Here is a 19081-nt window from a genome sequence, read left to right as displayed (position 1 = left end):
GGGTTTTGTTTGGTCGCGCTTTCATCATCCGACTGGAAGGCCACTTCCGTCACTACGGCTGGCCACGTTTTCGGTAATTCGGCTGCCGGAGTTTCTCCGGTGAAGCTCTGCGTCGTTTCCTCGGAATTTGATCCGGGTGTGCGTGGCCTTGATTTGTGCGGCCCATCCCGGGCGAGCGTGGCGGGATCGCATCCAACTCGCTCCGCTCCGCGCAAGGCACCTTGAGGCGCCCCACAACGTGGCTACGGAACGTCACTGATCACAACCTGGTGCGATCTCTGCGCAGCCCTGGGTTCTCTTCGAGGTTTTTCTCCGTGGCCTCTTTGACCAGGACGGGAACTCGCCGATGGATTTCGATAGTGATCTCGGCATCCCTACGGGACCGAAAGACTGGAGCTGTCCCGCTGTTCGGGTTCACATGCAGAAGTTCCTGCGGCGAGATACTGAACCGGCGATCCGGAAGATCTTTGATGTTTTGCACCAAGGATGCGAAGGACGCATTCTCGACGACTTCCCCACCGGTGGCGATCAGAAGCGCAAATCCCACCCGGTTGTTCACGCCCGGGAAGATCTTTCCTTCGTTTTCAAAGTCAAAAATCCCGGCCAGGGTGGAGCCCTTGATCAGATACCGAAAGAAGGGTGCGGTGGTGTCTCCGGTGGTGACGCTATTAGGGACGACGATTCCGAATTGACCTCGCCGTGCCGTGACCGTCAGGTTGTGTTCGGTGAAGATTTGCGCAGTGTTGATGTCACCCCGGCCTGTGAGGGGGTAACGGCTGGAGGCGTGGGCGAAGTGGCTGGCGGCGTCGGAGTCGCGTAGGGAGCGCTGGTACTCCGCCCACAGCGCCGGGCGCTCTTCTGGGAGCTTGGCGAGCATCTTCTTGCGGGTGGCGGCGTTCGTGGCGCCCGCGATCTCGGGGTCGCGAGCGGCGAAGAACTCTTTGTCCTGGAGCTTGATCTTCTCCCAGGGTGGGTTGCCGAGGACGCAGGAGAAGCCGCCGGGCAGGATGTCGGGGAACTCCAACGGCCAGTGAAAGAAGCGGTACCGGTCGCGCAGCTCGGCGAGTACCCGCAGCTGGTCGGTGGTAAGGGCCTCCGCGCCGACCTCGTCGATCTGGGTGATGTCGGTGGTGGTGGGCGGGGGCGGGTCCGCTCGTAGCTCGGTGACCGCGTGCGGGGTGCCCCGACCTGTCTTCCTGGTGCGCTCCGCCGCGAGCGCGGCCTTGGCAGGGTCGAGGCGGTGGGGCCAGGCGAAGGCGGCGCACCAGGCGTCGGCGGCCAGACGGGCACGGGCGATGTCCGGGTCGGTTTCGGCACGCAGCCATTCGTCCCGCTTGTTGTGAATGGCGCTTAGGTTGCTTTCGGGCAGTTTCGACAACTTCTGGAACGCGGCCCGCCACGCCTGCGACGGGTCGGCGAAGGGCAGTTCATCGTATCCGCCCCGAACTTTCTTCAGTTCGTCGCGGTTACGTTTGCGGTAGGCGTTGACCTGGTCGCGGTCGTCGCCGGTGAGGGCGGTGAAGGCGGCTTCGGGCAGGCCGGCGGCGACCAGGTCGGGGGTGGTGCCGATGAGGGCGTTGCCGACCTTGATGTGGGCGTCAAGGAAGGAGAACGGCCGTCCAGGGTCGAGGGCTTCCAGCCACAGCGCGACCTTGGTGAGTTCGGCGGCAAGTGGGTTGAGATCGACGCCGTAGATGCAGTGGGCGATAACGTCGCGCATGGCGTGCTGGGTGGCCTCGACTGGCGGTTCCGCCTCCCCGGTGCGGACAGCGGCGAGGCGGCGGGCGATGCGGCGGGCGGCGGCGGCGAGGAAGTGCCCGGAGCCGCAGGCCGGGTCGCAGACCGTCACCTTCAGCAGTGCTTTCTCCGCGGCGGCCGGGTCGGTGGCGGCCGCTGCCGCAGCGGCGTCGAGCACGGGATCGAGTGCTTCGTCGAGGAGGATTTCGACCAGGCCGGGTGGGGTGTAGTAGGAGCCGGTGGTCTTGCGTTCATGGCCGACGGTGATGTCCAGGGTGAACTCGCCGGTTTCCCGGTCGATGTGCGGGACGAGTTCGAGCAGCGACTCGTAGATGCCGCCGAGCTCTTCGGCGCCGAGGTTGCGGTAGTCGACCTGGCGGGGCAGCCCGGTCTCGTCCCGGATGACGGACAGGGCGCGGATGGCGGCGAGCAGGTCGGCGTTGGTCAGCGCGGCGGTGGCGAGCGGGCCGAGCTGGTCGGGTTCGTAGATGCCGCCGAGGCCGGGAAGGCCCAGGTCCGGGAGGCCGGTTTCGCTGCCGAGGCCGCGAAGGACGAGCTGGTGTGCTTCCCACAGGTCCCGGTGACGTCCGCCGGTGAGGTGGCGGCGGGCGAGTCGGCGCAGCCGGGCGGTGGAGAAGTAACCGGCGTAGGCCTGCCGGGCGGCGGGCGGGGCCTCTCGCGGGTGGAGCAGATCACGGTCCTCGGCGACGAACAGGACGAGCAGCTGGTAGACGACGCGCAGCAGCCGTCGGTAGTAGTCCCGACCGGGCAGGGTCCCGTCGGCGAGTCCGGTGCGCAGGATGGTGTTGTCGGGGTGCGTCAGAAAGCCGCGGCCGAGAACGGTGAGTGCTTGGGCGACCCCGTCGCGCAGGGCGGTCAGTGCCCGGGTGCCGCGGGTGACGCCTTCGGTGCGCCAGGTCTCCAGCCAGCAGGTGTCAGGGCGGGCGTCGCCGTCGGGGCGAGGCTCGACCCGGCTGGCATGGGCGACCAGCCACAGCAGGGTGAAGTCGGCGAACACCTCGCCGTCGAACATGGCCTCCAGGTCGAACTCGATATAGGCCTGGCGGACGAGGGAGGCTGAGTCGCGCAGCAGACGTAGCCGCAGGCCGTTGGCGACGAACCCCCACAGCAGGTCGGGTGAGCGGTTGAGCAGTTCCTGGACGAGGGAGTGCGGGACCGCGCCCGCCGCCCCGGGCACGCCGGTCGTGCGGTGGTCGAGGCTGACACCTGCGCCGAGCAGGTGGACGGGACTGCGTCCCCACAGGTGGGAGACGGGGTAGGTACGGCTGCCGGTGGGGGTCGTGACGGTGATGCCACCGGCGGGAGCGGTGGGCAGGCGGCCGTAGCCGAGTTCCTCGAACAGCACTCGCAGCCAGCGGCTACGGGTGGCCTCGGTCTGTGTGCCGGTGACGGGGCCGGGGGGGACGAGCTGGCGGAAGTCTGCCCAGGCGGCCTGCAGTCGGGTAAACGATCGGTTCGCCGCCTCTCGCAGGGTTTCCCGGCCGACCAGCCCGTAGTCGGCGGGGTCGAGGCCGCTAACACCGCGGCCGGCGAGGATGGCGGTGAGGGTGTCGACGGGCAGCAGCCCGCCGACGCTACGGACGGTCGTGAACGTACCGATCATCGGGGCGGTCGCGGCCGGAGTCGTGGTCGCGCTCATGGCTGGACCGCCGGCTTGCGCTGGGGAATGTGCAGATAGACGCCGAGGATGTCGGCGGGCCGCTGGGCGGTGACGGTCAGGCCACGGCGAATCAGGTTGCCGGTGCTGCCGGCGGCTTCCCGGACCCGGCGGTGGCTGGCGAGCAGGTCGGCGGCCAGGTACTCACCGACCTCGTCGAGGTGGCCGGTGAGCGTGTCGAGGCGGCCGGTGAGCCGGCGCAGGTCGGCGACGGCCAGGTCGCGTGGGTAGTTGGCGACCGGGCGGGCGGCGAGGGCGGCGGTGACCTGGTCGTCGTCGAGCCAGGTCGGGTCGGTGGGGGTGCCGGTGAAGCCGAGGACGCGGGCCTCCTCGGCGACCTGGGGGCGCAGGCCGTCCCGACCGGGCAGGGTCAGGTGCAGCCGGTAGCGGACGAGTAGCAGCACGGTGCGCCGGTCGACCGCATCAGTGATCATGACGCCGCAGCGGCGGGCCGGCCGGTCCGCCTCGTCGACGCCGACCGGGTCAAGGGCGGTGTCGAGGATGTAGCGGGCGAGCGTGGCCACTGTTTCGTCGGTGCGGGTCAACACCGCCACGCCAGCCGGGGCCGGCAGCGCGCGGGCCAGCCACAGCTCCCCGTCCGCGCCGGTGCCGGCGCCAGCCGCGATGGCCGCGACGAGCTGAGTGCGCAGCGCCGGGGGTAGGCCGGCGGTGAGCACCCGGTAGATCTCCCCCTCCTTCGCGCCGCCGTCCCGAACAGGCGCGGAGCCGCCGGACGCGACGGGCACCAGCGCGGGGTGGGCGGGGGCGCGCAGGGCGGCGAGGGCGGTCAGGGTGAACTCCTCGACTTCGGCCGGGCCACCGAGGCTGGCGCGGATCGCCGTGACCTCCCGGCCAACTTCCTCGGGTCGGATCTGTTCCTGGGCGTAGAGGGTGCGGGAACGTTTCTCCCGCTCGGCGGCGGACTGCCAGCGGGCTAGCAGGTCCGCGCGGGCCGCCCTACCGATCCCGTCCAGTTCCAGTTGATCGGGGGTGGCTGTGGTGGCGAGCAGGCCTTCCAAGACGGCAGAGAGCACCGTGTCCGAGTCGGCGGGCACGGGCACGGATACCCCGGTGTCGCGGCGGATCGCCTCGTGCCGACGCAGCAGCACCCCTAGGACCAGAGAGTCGATCGGGTTGTCCGCGCCGAAGTAGGTCACTGCCCGCACTACCGGGGCGGTCTGCCCGAACCGGTCGACCCGGCCTTCGCGCTGCTCATGCCGGGTGGGGTTCCACGACAGGTCGTAGTGGACGACGGCGGTGAAGTAGGGATGCAGGTTGACGCCTTCGGACAGGCAGTCGGTGGCGACGAGGATCCGGCGGGTGGTGCCGGCCGTCTTCGTTGCCAGGTCGGCGATCCGTCCGGCCCGGTCGTCGGGTGGCATCGCCCCGGTGACCGAGGCGATCTCCATTCCGCGCAGCGCCCCGCCGGTGGAGCTTGCCGCCTCGGCGCGCAGGGCGTCGGTCAGATAGGTGGCGGTGGCGATGTAGCGGCAGAAGACGACGACTGTGTCCCCGCCGGCCACCAGTTTCCGGATGATCTCGATGCCGGTGGTAAGTTTCGCGTCCGCCTTGCCGCGCAGCTGGTCGGCGGTGTTGGCCATCGACAGTAGGCGATGGCGGTCCGGGTCGAGCTGGGCGCCCGGGCTGGTGTCCGCGCCGTCGAGGGAGGCGGCGTCGGTCTGGTCGAGGACGCCGGCTTCACCGATCGCGTCTGCCTCGGCGACGCTGCCGGCGTCGGCGACTCCGCTGCGGTTGCGCAGGGTTGCGGCCGCGGCTGCCGGGGAGGAAGCGAGGGCGCGTAGCAGCGCCAGCACCGACCACCAGCGGACCCGTCGGGCCACCTGCCCGCCGCCGGTGTCCTGGACGGTTTCGCGGGCGTAGGCGAGGACGTCATCGAACAGCGCCCGGTAGGCCGGGCTGAGCTGGTAGGTCTCCTCGGTGGTCAGCCGGTCCGGGAACGAGGTGGTTTCGTCCAGGTAGGCGCGGATGTCGGCCCGCTGCCGCTGGACGAGGTGCCGGGCGACCCGTTCCCGGTCGCGACGACGCGCCGGGCCGGAGAGGTCTTCGGGCAGGTCGGCCAGGGCCGGGTCGAGCAGGGCGAGCAGCGCCCGGAAGGCAGCGGTCTTGCCGCTGTGCGGGGTCGCGGTCAGCAGCAGCAGATGCCGGTCCGGGTCGGCGGCCAGACCGGTCAGCAGAGTCTGACGCTGCTGGGCGGCCTGACCGGCCCGGCTGCCGTCGTCGGCCGCCACGCAGGTGTGCGCCTCGTCGACGATCACCAAGTCGGGGCAGGCGCGGAGGAACTCGTCGCGGCGGCGGGCGGCTTTGATGAAGTCGGTGGAGACGATTGTGTACGGGTGGTGCTCGAACAGCGACTCGCCGGGTGGCAGGTCGCGTTCCAGCCGGCCGGCGGTCGACGCCAGCACGAGCGTGGCGTCCAAGGCGAACTTCTCGGCCAGCTCCCCCTGCCACTGCTGGGCCAGCGACGGCGAGCACAGCACCGTGAACCGGGCCGCGCTGCCCTGGGCGAGCAGCTCGGCGACGACCAGCCCGGCCTCGACGGTCTTCCCGATCCCGACGCCGTCGGCGATCAGCAGCCGGACGGTGTCCATCCGCAGCGCCATCAGCAGCGGCACCAGCTGGTACGAGCGGGGGGTGACGGCCAAGCCGGCAAGGCTGCGCAGCGGACCGCCGGACGAACGGAACCCCAGCCGCAGGGCGCCGCGCAGCAGCCGGGCACTCGCCGCATCCCCGAGGTCGGCGGCGTCCGGCGGGGGGAACGTCGCCGGCTGTACCGGTTCGACGGCCGGCAGTACCCCGGCGATCTCCTCATCCGTTCCGCCGAGGGGACGCAGCAGGAGCAGGCCGGGACTGCCGCCGGGGAGCACGACCCACTCCCGGCCGCGGGCCCGGACCAGCGAGCCGACCGCGAACACCAGCGCCGGGGCATGGTCGGTTGACGCCCGCTGTGGGGAGGTTGCGGCGGTCATGCCGCACCTCCGGTTCCGAACACGCTCGGCACCTCTGCCACCTGGGAGGCCCACTCCTTCTCGTCACCGATCTCGATCACAGTCCAGCCAAGTGTGTCCAGCCGGTCGATCGCCGCGTCGTCGGCGTGCCTGTCGGCCCCGCCGAGTTGGTCGCGGCGGACGAACACGCCCACTTCGCCGTAGGCCAGCCGGTACACCAGGTCCGGGCGGGCATTCGCCTCCGGGACCAGGACGGCGGTCGCGTCCGGAAGTCGGTAGCCGTTAATCCGCAGCCAGCCGATGAAACGCTCGGCCGGCTCCTCTTCGCCGTCGCCCGCAGCCGGCTCGCCTGCCGTCGGATCGTCCGGCTTCCCGGTATTTCCTAGGCACTCGGGGTCGGCCGGGTCCGCGGTGGGATGGGCGGCGGGCTGGGATGGGATGAGGCCAGTCGCCGGGGCGGCGGGGGCCGGCTGGTCGCGGTGGGTGGTGCTGTCGGCCAGGGCAAGCAGCGGCGACTGGGCGAGGAACCGGTCGAGCACATCGTGCTCGATCTGGTTTTTGTAGGAGAGCAGGCAGTCGTAGCAGGCCCGGGCGCAGCGCTCGGTGACCCCGTCGGGTGCGCCCTGGTCTCCGCCGTCCAGGTCGAAGTGGAGCAGCTCCAGCGCACAGCGGGCCACCGTGTCCAGCTCGCCGTCGGTGGTCAGCCGCCGCAGCACACCCGCCCCGCCCTCGGCCGACTCGTAGAGCAGGATCCGGCGGCGTTCCCCCAGGTGCGGCAGCGCCTCGGCGGCCAGCTCGGAGTCCTCTAGGTTGTAGACGACCTGAACGGCCCGCTTGAGGGCGTACTGCAGGCTGGCCAGAGCCTGAGGGGACAGCTCGGTCACCCAGTCGATGATCAGCGCGTTGCGGCTGTCCTGCACGAAGGGAATCACCAGCTCGCCGCGCGCGGAGCCGGCGGTGTCGGCGGTGGCCGTGGTGCCGGGCAGGTCGTCGGGGTCGATGGGCTGCTCGGTTCGCCGCGCCCAGCGACCGGTGGCGGCGTCCAGCCGGTAGCCGGTCTGCTCCTTGCTCCGGCGGCGGCGCAGGCCGATGTTCATCCGGCGAATCGTCGCGGTGTCCGCGTAGTACAGCCGGGCCAGCGGGGTGCCGTCCGCCGCGCGCACCGTTGCCTCGACGCGGCGGTCTGGGCCCTCGGTGGGCATCGCCACCGCGGTGCGGATGTCGAAGCCCTGGTGGCGGCGCTCCTCCTCGTCAGAGCTGATCCGCTGCCGGCGGATCGTGCTCGCGGTGGTCATTCGCAGCAGGTTGTTCCAGGCCGGGGCCAGCTCGGAGCCGCAGGTGGTGCACACGTCGTCGGCGGCGTCGTGCAGCGCGCCGCAGGTCGCGCAGACCTTCGCCGACTCCAGCGCGAGCCGGGGCTGACTGCCGGTGTCCGCCCGCAGCGACCGAGCTACCTTGTACACCTCGTAGCGGGCGCCCTCGTGGTAGACCAGCGCGCCTGGGCCGAACTCACTGATTGCCAGGAACCGCGGGCGGGAGAGATAGTCGCCGTCGAACTGGCGGCGACCACGGCGGGCCGGGATGAACGCCGAGACTGGCAGCCGAGGGAAGCTGTAGCCGGGTAGGAAACCCTCGGAGGCCAGGTAGCGGTAGGTGTAGAAGTCGCTCTGGTCCAGCGAGGTGTCGGAGTTACGGAGCAGGTCGAGCTGGGCCTCGGCCTCGTTGCGCCGGGCCCGGGCCGCCTTCACCGCGTCCTTCGACGCCGACACGTCCGTGATCACCTTGTTGGCCTCGGCGAACTCGGTCTGCGCATTGCGGTACAGCGTCCGCCACCGGTCGCAGGCCCGGTCGAAGCTCTCCCGCGCCCGTGCCACGACCCGCCCAGCCCAGCCCTCGTCATACCAGGGGGCGGTGGTGATCTCCGGGGTCTGCTCCAGGACCCGGCGGGCCCGTTCCGCCGCCCGCCGCCGGGCGCCATCGTCCGACATCGCCGCCGCGACCTCGGCCCGCAGCGTCAGCGGCGGGTTGTCGCCGGCCGCGTCCAGGATGTCGACCAGCGAGCTGCCCAGCGCCTCCCGGGTGCACTCGGCCAGCCAGATCGCCTGCACATGGGCGCGGACGAGATCCGCGTTCGCCAGGTCCAGGCGTGGCGGGGCGACGGCACCGGCGACCATGTCCTGCGAGCGGCGGAAGTAGTACTGGTCGTGCGCGCTGCCACTGGTGCAGTACGTCACCACCAGCGCCGGCTGGCTCTGCCGGCCCGCCCGCCCGGACCGCTGTGCATAGTTCGCCGGCGTCGGCGGCACGTTGCGCATCAGCACCGTGTTCAGCGACGAGATGTCGACGCCCAACTCCATGGTCGGCGAGCAGAACAGCACCGGCAGCTCCGCGCTGCGGAAGTCCCGTTCCCGCTGCTCCCGGACGAGAGCCGGCACCTGCGCGGTGTGCTCCGCCGATGACAGCTCAGCCAGCTCCCGGGCCTGCTCCTGATACAGCCGAACGAAGTAGCCGTTCGGACGTCCGCCGTGATCATTGCGGCCACCCTGCTCGTCCGAGTCGGGCTGGCCGCTGACGGTGACCCGCAGCGGGTCCGGGGCCCGGCGGGTGCCGTCCCCAGCCTTCCAGACCAACGCCGCCGCGTTCAGTTGGTAGCCGGCCTCCGCCGGATCGGTGGCGGACTCCCCGCTCCCGCTCCTGCCCGAACGGGTCGGTTCCTCCTCGAGGCGGTGGACGATCCCATACTCGTCGGCCAGCATCGTCAGCATGGTGACGATCTCGGCTTCCGTCTCGTCCAGGGACGGGGTGTGACCGGTCAGCCGGCCCACCTCGCGGCGCAGGAACGCCCCATAGGCGGACCGGCCCGACAGGTGCTGATCCACCCGCGGCTCGTGCGGACGCTTGGGGCGGGGCAACAGCCGACCGGCGAGGAACGGTTGCTCCTCCAGCCGCCACTGCTCGGTCAGATGCTGACCGGCCAGCGACTGCACCCGCTCAAACCCCTCGGCGGAGAGCACCTCGGTGCGCAGAGACAGACCCCGGCGCATCTCGTCCAGCAACACCGTCAACAGCCGCAGCCGGTCGGTGTCGGGCAGCGCGCTCATCGCGCTGCCCCGCCAGGCCTCCTCGTCGGCCGCCGCCTCGTCCAACGAGCGGTAGCCGACGACTAGCAGGCCGGTCTGCTCCAGGTTCGGCATGGTGATCCGCACTCCGCGCTGCAGATCCAGATAAAGGCGGTACTCGATGACTTGCCGCAGCGCCCGGTCTGCCTCCTCCCGGGCAAATCCCTTTGCTTTCGGTGCCTGTGCGTACCGCTCTCGGGGCAGCGCCAAGGTGCGAACCGCCGAGCGGGCGAGCTCCTCATGGGTCAGCCCGTCGGGGCCCGCCGCCACGCACGCCCGGTACAGGGCAGCGCGGACCAGGCTGACCTGCACGAAGTCGTTGAAATGGCCGGACTGCAGGGATGCGTCCTGCCTGTTGTCGGTGAACGCCAGCAGCTTGCGGGCGTCGTCGTCCAACCCGTCCTGGCCGTGCAGAGCACGCAGCAGGCTGGAGCTGAGCACCGTCGCCGCCGAGCTGCGGCCCTCCGAACCCAGGCTCGACAGCTTCGCGAAATCCTGCTGACGGGGCGACTCGTAGGACACCCTGCAAGCCCGGTTCAGGCAGAACCGGAACGGCGCGGAGACGAACACCGCCGCCAGCCCGCCAGCTCCGTCACGGTCGTGCTCGCCGAGCTGGCTGCCGTCCAGGGCGATCCGGACCGGCTCCGGCAGAAGCTTCGCCCGGTTCGGCAACACTGACCCGTCCGCTGCCAGCCATGAGTCGGGCAGCCGGCCGGCCACCCCGTCCCGCCCGCGCGGCCATGGATCCGCCGCCGACACATACAGGTAACCGCCCTGCTCGTCGTTCTCCACCTCCGCTGAAGTGCCGGCCACCCCAAACCGGCCGCCCCGATGGGTCACCGCCAGATACTCCTGGCCGCACTCGCGGCAGAACACCAGCGGAACGAGGGTCGCGTCCGGGTTGTCCGGACGGGCCAGCTGCCGGCGGGTCGTCAGATAGCGGATATCCTCCGGCTCCAGGGACGCATAGACGGTGTCGCCCTTGCCGACGAACTGGTGCAGCCGGAAAGCGAACAGCGGCCGGCCGAACGCGTCCACCTGCCGGCTACCTGCCAGCAACGTCTCCCGCAACACCCGCTCGCAGTCCGTGGTTGGCAGGCCAGTGGCCTCGGCCAAACCGGCCGCCACTTCGAGGAGCTTCCGCGGTCGGCGCCGCACCAGCCGGCTGCCCTCCTCCGCCAGCCCGATCTGCGTCTCCGCCCAGCTGGCCAGCGGATCAGCCCGAAGATCCCCGGGCGGGGCGGCCCGCTGGACTGCGGCGCGCAGCCGGTTGGGATCGGCGGGGACGTCAACCGTCGCCCGGCGCAGCGTCTCAGCGACCACATGGTCGGACACCACCGGGACACCGAACATCGTGGACGCGGTACGGGCGATCTCGGCGTGCTGTCGCTCGCGGCTGCCCTCGGTCGCCAGGGTCGCCGACGTGCCCACGCACTGCACCGCAGGGCTGCCGCACGCCTCCCGGACCCGGCGGACCAGCATCGCGACATCCGCGCCCTGCCGGCCGCGGTAGGTGTGTAGCTCGTCCAGGACCAGGAAGCGCAGGCCGCCTGCCCGCTGGATCAGCTGTCGCCGCTCCCCCGGCCGGGTCAGGATCAGATCCAACATCACGTAGTTCGTCAGCAGAATGTCTGGCGGGTCAGCCAGGATCTCCCGCCGGCGCTCCTCGTTCTCCTGGCCGGTGTAACGAGCGACTGTCACCCGCGGGTCGCTGCCAATGAAGCGCTGCAGCGCCTCGTACTGCGAGTTCGCCAGCGCGTTCATCGGATAGACGATGATCGCTTTGATCCCGCCGCCGGTGCCCACGCGCAGCACATGATCGATGATCGGCACCAGGTACGTCAGGCTCTTCCCCGAGCCGGTCCCCGTGGTCACCACATAACTCGCCCCAGCCCGGGCCAGTTCGACGGCGTCCCGCTGATGCCGGTGCAGCCGAATCGGCAGCCCACCGATCCGAAAAAGATCCGCGCATCCTGGATGCAGGCCGTCGGGGCCGCCGTAAGCCAGCTCGGTGATCTCCCCGCCGGGCTCGAACGCCGGATTCAGCGACAGCCACGCCTCCGGCCACAGCAAGCCGCCCGCGACCGCGTCCTCGACGTGCTCACGGATCCGCGGGCTCCGGATCGTCAGGAACCCCCGAACGAACTCCTCATAGTCCCGCACCAGCCGGTCGCGCACCGCAAACACGTCCACCGGCGCACCCCCAAAGCACCCTGAACTCGGACCTCACACCGTAGTCCTCTGGTCCCATACAGTCTCGGAGGGTATCCGCGACATTGGCGATCTTGTTTAGCGCCAGGACGGCGAGCGCGTGTTTTGAGTCCGTCCTATGCCGGGTGTGAGACAAGCCTCGGCATGAGGAGCCCACGGATGACCAATCTTGGACGTCCTGGTCAGTGTCGTTGCCAGGCCCCGGCGCCCGCCGACCACGTCCGCCGCGACTTCACCGCCACCCGGAGGTAAAACGCGTCCGGCAGCGCCGCAACGAGGCACCGGGCAGCGTCGACCCAATCGCGTTGACCAGGCTGCGGTGGGCATCGGAGCTCACCAGGCGGATGCCGAACAGGCCGCGGAAGAACGCCCACCTGCCGGCCCCATCCTCGCTGCTCACGACGCCGAGGCCGATGATCTCCCAAAGTCCGTCGCCGTCGACCCCGACCGCGAGCAGGCCAGTGCAGATTGATCACACGGCCGTCCGTCCCACCCGAGGTCCCACCGGCCGCCGGCAGGCCCAGTACCGACAGGGTGGGGACGTCGAGGTGGCGATGCGCCCAGGCGCAGCAGGCCAGGGGAGTGAGGATTATCGGCCGACCCGTGGTGGTCGAAAAACGGGTCGGCCCGCTCGTTTGACATCTGGTCTCAGCGCCCCTGTAGAGTAAAGGGCACCGACGCGGGGTGGAGCAGCTCGGTAGCTCGCTGGGCTCATAACCCAGAGGTCACAGGTTCAAATCCTGTCCCCGCTACCAGTGTGATGTCTCAAGACATCGACATGGCCCTGAACCTACGATCTTGGGTTCAGGGCCATGTGCTTTTCGGGGCTGGTCCGGGAGACCGGCCGGTGGGCTGGTAGTCGCGGGCGGGATCGATGGTGAGCTCGCGCAGGAGTTCGCCGGTGGCGACGGCTACGACGCGGACGTGCAGGTCGTGGACGAGCAGGAGGACGTGGGTTCGGCCGATGCCGATGTGGTGGAGGCGTCCGCCGACGCGTAGGGTGACGACGCCGGTGGTGTCGACGGTGTCGCGGCGGACGCGGTCTTGGGTGTCGGCGGATCAAGCCGGGGGGTTCGGGGTGGCCTTGGGCAGGGTGGTGTAGACGGCGGCGAGGGTCGCGCGGTGTGGGAGCGAGCGGCGGGGCCGGTGGTGGTTGTAGACACCGACGAACCCGTCGAGCAGGACCTGCAGGTCAGCGACGGTGGCTGGCTGGCGGGGCGGGTCGGGCGTGCAACCAGTTCTTCATAGTCTGTTGGACGCGTTCGACCTTGCCGCAGGTGGTGGGGTGGTTCGGGCGGGAGTTCTTCTGGGTGATGCCGAGGTGGCGTAGTTCGGTCTCCAGGGCGTTACGGCCGTCTTTCCCGACGGGCAGGCGGGTGGTGAACACCTGGTCGGGTGGCCCGGGGGGATCGCACCCCCGGGCCACCCGACCAGCCGTTTGGCGCAGACTGCAGCCCTTGTCCGTGACGGGTGGTGGCTGCTGCACTCAGTTCGCGGCAGTCGACGTATCCGTTGTCTAGTTGAATTCTCCGTCGCGGGCGCCGGCGAGGAACGCTTCCCACTCGGCTGCGGTGAATGACAGGACGCTGCTGTCGGGGTGCTTGGAGTGTCGGACGGCTCGTCCGCCGTCGGGGAGCTCGGCGACCTCGACGCAGTTCCCGCCGTTCCCGCCGCTGTAGCTGCTCTTGCGCCAGGTCAACCCCGGCAGGGGGTTGGTCGGGCCGGGTGGGGTGCTGTTCATCCCATCTCCTCCGCGGCCTCGATGATCATCTTGCTTGACCGCTCCGGGTCCAACGCCGCTGCCCGTAGGCGGTTCATGGCGAGTTTATACCGGCGCAGGTCGGCGTCCCGTTCCAAGTACAGGCCGCTGTGGAGCTGATCCATGTGGACGACTTCCCCTCCTGGTGGGGCGGAGAAGGCCAGGATCGTGAACGGGTAGCCGAACGCGGCGTATGCCCCGAGGGCGTAGGGCAGGACCTGCACGGTGATGTTCGGCTGTGCGGCGCGCTCAGCCAGGTGAGCGAGCTGGCCGCGCATGACATCGGACCCTCCGACATGGCGATGGAGCACGGACTCGTCGAGCACGACCCAGAGCGCGAGCGGGTCGGTGCCGGCGAGCCGCTTCTGTCGTTCCATCCGGACGGTCACCCGGCGGTCGATCTCGTCGTCGTCGAGGCTGGTGTTCGCCGCCCGTAGCACCGCACGCGCGTACTGCGGTGTCTGCAACAGCCCGGGGACGAGCTGGTTCTCGAACTCCTCGACGCTCACCGCGCTGCTCTCGGCGGCCATGAACCGCTCGAACCAGCGCGGCACCGCGTCGGTGTAGCTGTGCCACCAGTCCTGCTGGCGGGCGGAGCGCACCATCCCCAGCAGCTCGTCGCGCAGCTGCTCGCCGGTCACGCCGAAGAGGTCGAGCAATGCTGTGATGTCGCGGGTGCGCTGTATCCCCGCGCCCGTCTCCATCCGGCTGATCTTCGAGGCCGAGCACTGCAGGTGGGCTGCGGCCTGGTCGATCGTGACGTCAGCTGCTTCCCGGAGTCGGCGCAGTTCCGCGCCGACCTGCCGGCGTCGCATCGTCGGGGTCGCTTCGCCGGCCACGACTGCCTCCTCGTCACGCTCAACCCGGCTGGAGTCTGTCACCTTCACGTGCACCGCCCTGCAGGGGGAGCCAACGGCACGAAAATTCCTACGCATGGTAGCTCCCGTGCATTGCACGGGACGTGCATTGCAGGCATTCTGTTGCCGTCACCACCCCGCCACGGTCCGCCCACGGGCTCGCGGGTGACGGGGGTGACGACCACGTCCGGCATGGCGTAGCCACTTGCGCATGCTTCGCCGCGCTCGGGCCAGAGGGCGTGTCCGTGTCGTGTGCGCGGACCGGAGCGGGATGGTGCGGATGCCAACGGTGCGGAGCAGCGCGCGAGGCGAACGGGACGGTCTTCGGTCGCGCAGACAGACGTTGACGTGGGGCAACGACGAGATCATGGGGGGCGTGTGATGCGGACCGCGTTCGGATACCTCCGCGTCGCGAGCGCCCAGGACAGCGAGGCACACCGCCTGCGCGACATGATCAGCCACTATGCCGCCGTCGAGGGGATGAGCCTGGACACCATCTATGTGGACCAGGAAAACCGGTCGACCGACGCCACTCGCCCCGCTCTGACGACCCTCCTCGAAGCAGTCGGGCGCGCTGACCGGGCCGTCGTGCTGGTCCCCGACCCGACCCATCTCCCGCGTTCCCCGGACGTGCGTCGTTCCCTCGAGGATGCGGTGACCGCGCGCGGCGGCGCGATCGTGTCGCTCGTCCCGCCGTCCCACGTCTCCGCTCAGGCCGTTCCACCGGGCCAGCAGCACCCACCACGATCCTCGGGAGTCGGTCAGAACCCGGCACGGTCACCGACCATCTGCGTGGCGGTCGAACGGTTCCCCGCCCTCCTCAGCTCCGTTCCCGCCGCTCGTACTGCCGCTGTCCGTGTGCTGCGGCGATGGCGGCTGGACTCCGACGCGGTGAGCACCGCCGAGTTGATCGTCTCGGAGCTCACCGCGAACGCGGCGAAGGCAAGCGCAGCCGAGGGCATCGTCGCGGTGCGGCTCACGGCCAGCAGCAGCCTCCTCATCGAGGTCTGGGACAACACCGTCGCCCCACCCGTCCTGCGGGATCCGGCTTGCGACGGGGAGGACGGGCGCGGCCTGGTCCTCGTCAATGCGCTCAGCAGCCGATGGTCCTGGTATCGGGCGAAATCCGGCGGAAAGGTCGTCTGGGCAGCACTACCCGCGACGATGCCGCCAGTACGACCGTGGGCCGAGAGGGCCATCGTGCCGCTGGGACAGCGCGCGGCCGAGCCTGTGCCGGACCCGATGAGTCCGGTGGCATTTGAGGAGGATCCGACGCTGCTGCGCCGGGTGGCTGACAGGCTGCGGGCCCTGGACGACTGGCACCTTCCCGACGCTGAGGCCGCCCTGCCCAGGACGCGCACGCCGCGCGCCGCGGTAGCCCGGATGACGGCGGGGCGCTTGTGCTGACCGATTCCAGCCGCTCGCCGCAGGCCGCCGCCCCCACGCTGCTGATCGACCAGGGAGACCGGTTCCTGTTCCCGCGGACATCGGCCGGCGCGCGGACGTTGCCCGTGGCGGCACTGACGTTCGACGTGCCGCCGTTCCGACCCCTCGTCGGCCTTACCCACCGCCGGCCCGGCCCCCGGAGTCGCGCACGGGACCTGATCGTTCACGTGCCCACGCCCAGCAACCAGCGTGACCGCAGCGGAAACACCCTGATCGTCAGGGCAGAGAGCTGGACCGGTGATCCGACCCCCGATCCTGCCCTGAACACATTCCCGGCCCGGCGGTGGCGCCCGCCACGTCAGCTTTTCCGTCCGCTGGCCGCAGGGGACGGATGGGTCACGCCCGCGTGGACGACGACCAGCCTCGATGCCCACGTCGGCGGGGCACTGCCGGGTGGGCGGACCGCATGACCTCCCCTGCCCCTCTCGTTCCCGTCGCCCTGCGCCCGATCGCGCTCATCGCACGTATGGCCGCCCTACCCAAGATCACCTCGGAGGAGATCGGCCGGATGCTTGCCACGTTCACCCCACCGATCGATCCGGCCTCCCCGGAATGGGCCGCGCTACGCGCCGCCCTCAACCTCTACGACACCGCGCAGGCCCAGGCCGACGTCGACGCGGCCCGCACCCAGGTCAACATCGCCGCCGTCGCCCTGCTCGCCGGCACGACAGGCCACGCCCCACCCGGTAGGCCCACCTGGTGCCGCGTACCGGCACAACGCACACCGCCTGAGCAACGTCACACAAGGTGATCGGCAGCGATCCGACCCATGAGCACAGGCGACGACACCGCGGCGGTGTTCGCCACCGTGCCTGAACATCTCGTAGAGCCTGCTCCCGCCCCCGGAAAACCACCTTGTGAGGCCCGTGTCAACGGTCACCTACACCGTCTCGCGGGAGGGGTAGTCCGCCTGTGCCGATTCCTCCACGAGGGCCAGGCAGGAAGGCGACCGTCCGTCGCCCGCACATCCGAGGAATGACCATGACTTCAAAACGTCCCTCCAAAACCGCACGGAGCAGCCGGCCAGGCAGCTACTCCGCCGCAGAACAGCCCGAGGCGGACCTCCTGATCGTGCGCCGTCATCAGGACCAGCCTGACGCCCGCCGCCGACTGTCTCCCGTCGAGACCACGCTCCTCGCGGGCGCACGAGCCCACCCCGGGCAGGACCTGGTCGACCTGAGCCAGGGATCGACCCTCACGCAGGCCGCGCTCTGGACCGTCCTCCCCGGCGGCAGCGTCACGACCCTGACCCCGACCGCCGCCGCGCTGCACCAGATCCGACCAACCCCGGAGAACGGCCACACCTGGGGCTCGGTCTGGGACCTCGCCGAACGCCCCCTGCCGCTGCCTGATGCCAGTGTCGACGCGGTCATCGGCCGCAGCGTCCTCGCGCCGCTCTCACACCCCCGCCGCATGCTGATCGACATCGCCCGTGTCCTCACACCGGGAGGACGGTTGTCGGTCTGCGAACTCCTACTGGGCCAGCGCAGACCCGTCAACCTCGACGGCCTCAGCGCACACGAGATGACCCAGGCCGAAAGGGTCCTCGCCGGCGTACGGCCAGCCGCCCACGCCTTCACCGTGGCGCATGCCGTCGGAAACGGCCGCCTCGCCGGCCTCACCCAGATCGAACACACCGAAGAAACGGTGACTGTCCCCCTGATAGGGGTGGCCGCGGCCGACGCCGCGCTGCGCGCCACGGGCCCAGCTGGCGAGTCCTCCTACCAGGCAATCGGCCGCGTCCTGGGCGTCTCCTTCGCCCGCCGCTACGCCGATGCGTGGCGCTCGACCGCCCGCCGCCGCCCCATCATCCTGGAAACCCCCATCGCCTACCTCACCATGGTCAAACCAGATATCGCCAGGTGACGGCCCGCCCTGCTCGCCACCGCGGTTGCCGTCTCCCCCTGTGGATCAGCGTCATGGTCGAGACCTTGCACCGACGAGGAAGCCGAGCCGTTCCCACCCGGCGCTGACTCTCGCCGTGGCAGTGGCCGTACCGCTACGACTCACCGGGCACCGATCGGCGATCCTGCTCCTCGAGCACCGGACCAGCGCCGCCGGAACCCGTCAAGCTGTTCGAGGCGAGTTGCTCGCAGATTTAGTTACCCGGACTGGTCTGGCGGGGGATGGCGGAGGGCCGGACCGCTTTCACCTCCGGCGGGCCCGCCATCCTTCCGGGCGGATCATGCTCAGGGCCGAGTCTTCTTCGGCAAGGTCCGGTATGGCAGCAGGACGACGCTGGCCGTGCAGGCGAGCCCTGCGATCAGGAGCGCGGTTCTGACGTCGGTGAGGGCGGCGAGGCCGCCGCCGGCGAAGATGAACAGCGGCTGCACGGTCTTGGAACTGATCCCCCAGGCAGTCCGTACGCGGGCCATGTAGGCGTCGGCGGTGACCTCCATTCGGTAGGTCGCGAAGACCGGGTTGAACACTCCCGCGCAGGTCAGGATGGCCGTGTCCGCCACCATGATGATCACCAGTCCGGTCGGGCCGTGGGGCGCGAGCGGGTACAGCAGCAGCCAGGGAGCGCGCGCCGCCCCGGCGACGAGCAGCACACGCTGCTGCCCGAACCTGCGCGCGAGGACGGGCGCGAGCCGTGACCCGACGATCCCGCCGAGGCACGGCACGCCCAGCGCCAGGCCGTAGGCAGACGCGGGCAGGCGGAGTTCGTCGAGGATGAGGACCGCGAGCAGCGGAAAGGTCATGACGACGGAGCCGCCGAACAGCATCGCGTTGAAGAACAGGGGCCTCAGCTCAGGGTGGGTGAGGAGGTAGCGCCATCCTGATCGGATGCCGGAATCGGCGCAGCGCTCGGGCGGCGGCGGTTCGCTCGCGCGGATGCGTCGCACGCCCAGGGCGGAGCCGAGGTAGGACGCGGCGTCGATGGCCACCGTCGCGGTGGCCCCGATGCCACCGATCAGCAGTCCGCCCACTGGCGGCCCCGCCGTACCTGACACCCAGTCGGCGGTCTCGAACCAGCTGTTTGTCGCCAAACGCCCTGCTGGATCCGTCATCGCTTTCAGGTGCGCCCCGCTGGCGGCACCGAAGGCGATCGACGCGGCCGTCGAGATCGCACCGACCGCGACCAGCTGCGGGTAGGTGAGCAGGTGCAGTGCGGCGGCGGCTGGCACGCTGGCGAACGCGGCGAACCGCGCCAGATCCGCCGCGATCATGACGGGTCGTTTGCGCCGGTGTTCGATGCTGGCGCCCAGCGGCAGTAGAACCGCGGCGGCGGTGAGCCCGGCCAGGCCGGACAGCAACGACACCTCGAAGGCGGAGGCGTGCAGGACGAGGACGGCGATGATCGGCAG

Annotated in this window: 10 protein-coding genes, 1 tRNA gene and 2 pseudogenes; 5 read left to right on the top strand and 8 right to left on the bottom strand. The window is 70.3% G+C overall.

Annotated features, from left to right (window positions below; all coding sequences use genetic code 11):
• Nucleotides 1–259 precede the first annotated feature (259 nt).
• The 4 genes and pseudogenes from B207_RS0128775 to B207_RS39205 all read right to left on the bottom strand — a co-directional run.
• On the bottom strand, nt 260–3397 hold the full coding sequence (locus B207_RS0128775; protein ID WP_018640156.1) for an Eco57I restriction-modification methylase domain-containing protein: 3138 nt from the start codon (nt 3395–3397) through the stop codon (nt 260–262).
• Nucleotides 3394–6402, bottom strand: coding sequence for a helicase-related protein (locus B207_RS0128770; protein ID WP_018640155.1), 3009 nt, complete (start codon nt 6400–6402; stop codon nt 3394–3396). The genes B207_RS0128775 and B207_RS0128770 overlap by 4 nt, the downstream gene beginning before the upstream one ends.
• The gene (locus tag B207_RS0128765) at nt 6399–11693 is read right to left on the bottom strand and encodes a DEAD/DEAH box helicase (protein WP_018640154.1); all 5295 of its coding nucleotides are present in this window, start codon (nt 11691–11693) and stop codon (nt 6399–6401) included. Before B207_RS0128765 ends, B207_RS0128770 begins: the two co-directional genes overlap by 4 nt.
• 268 nt (nt 11694–11961) lie before the next feature.
• Nucleotides 11962–12196: pseudogene (locus tag B207_RS39205) on the bottom strand (transposase); the annotation flags it as partial.
• 193 nt (nt 12197–12389) lie between these two features.
• Between B207_RS39205 and B207_RS0128755 the strand changes: the two are divergent.
• Nucleotides 12390–12466 (top strand) — tRNA-Met (locus tag B207_RS0128755).
• Nucleotides 12467–12515: 49 nt separating this feature from the next.
• Here B207_RS0128755 and B207_RS43225 read toward each other — a convergent pair.
• The 3 genes and pseudogenes from B207_RS43225 to B207_RS0128740 form a co-directional block, all read right to left on the bottom strand.
• Nucleotides 12516–13098 (bottom strand): annotated as a pseudogene (locus B207_RS43225) (integrase core domain-containing protein); the annotation flags it as partial.
• A gap of 129 nt (nt 13099–13227) precedes the next feature.
• Nucleotides 13228–13452 (bottom strand): DUF397 domain-containing protein, encoded by a 225-nt coding sequence (locus tag B207_RS0128745; RefSeq protein WP_018640151.1) that lies wholly within the window; start codon nt 13450–13452, stop codon nt 13228–13230.
• On the bottom strand, nt 13449–14351 hold the full coding sequence (locus B207_RS0128740) for a helix-turn-helix domain-containing protein (protein WP_230205294.1): 903 nt from the start codon (nt 14349–14351) through the stop codon (nt 13449–13451). Before B207_RS0128740 ends, B207_RS0128745 begins: the two co-directional genes overlap by 4 nt.
• Before the next feature lie 357 nt (nt 14352–14708).
• On the opposite strand from B207_RS0128740, the gene B207_RS37655 reads away from it, so the two are divergent.
• From B207_RS37655 to B207_RS0128720, 4 genes are all read left to right on the top strand, one after another.
• Nucleotides 14709–15734, top strand: coding sequence for an ATP-binding protein (locus tag B207_RS37655; RefSeq protein ID WP_018640149.1), 1026 nt, complete (start codon nt 14709–14711; stop codon nt 15732–15734).
• Entirely contained in the window at nt 15728–16183 is a 456-nt protein-coding gene (locus tag B207_RS40870; RefSeq protein WP_018640148.1) for a hypothetical protein, read from the top strand. The genes B207_RS37655 and B207_RS40870 overlap by 7 nt, the downstream gene beginning before the upstream one ends.
• Nucleotides 16180–16524: a hypothetical protein gene (locus B207_RS0128725; protein WP_018640147.1), complete on the top strand. Its 345-nt coding sequence runs from the start codon at nt 16180–16182 to the stop codon at nt 16522–16524. The genes B207_RS40870 and B207_RS0128725 overlap by 4 nt, the downstream gene beginning before the upstream one ends.
• A 230-nt stretch (nt 16525–16754) precedes the next feature.
• Nucleotides 16755–17639 (top strand): class I SAM-dependent methyltransferase, encoded by an 885-nt coding sequence (locus B207_RS0128720; protein ID WP_026311549.1) that lies wholly within the window; start codon nt 16755–16757, stop codon nt 17637–17639.
• Between the two features lie 323 nt (nt 17640–17962).
• Here the strand turns inward: B207_RS0128720 and B207_RS36155 are convergent.
• The coding region (locus B207_RS36155; RefSeq protein WP_018640145.1) for an MFS transporter at nt 17963–19081 on the bottom strand (1119 nt) is incomplete at its 5' end.

This window comes from Parafrankia elaeagni (genome assembly GCF_000374165.1).
GTDB lineage: Bacteria > Actinomycetota > Actinomycetes > Frankiales > Frankiaceae > Parafrankia > Parafrankia elaeagni.
This window is presented reverse-complemented; position numbering and strand designations above follow the sequence as displayed.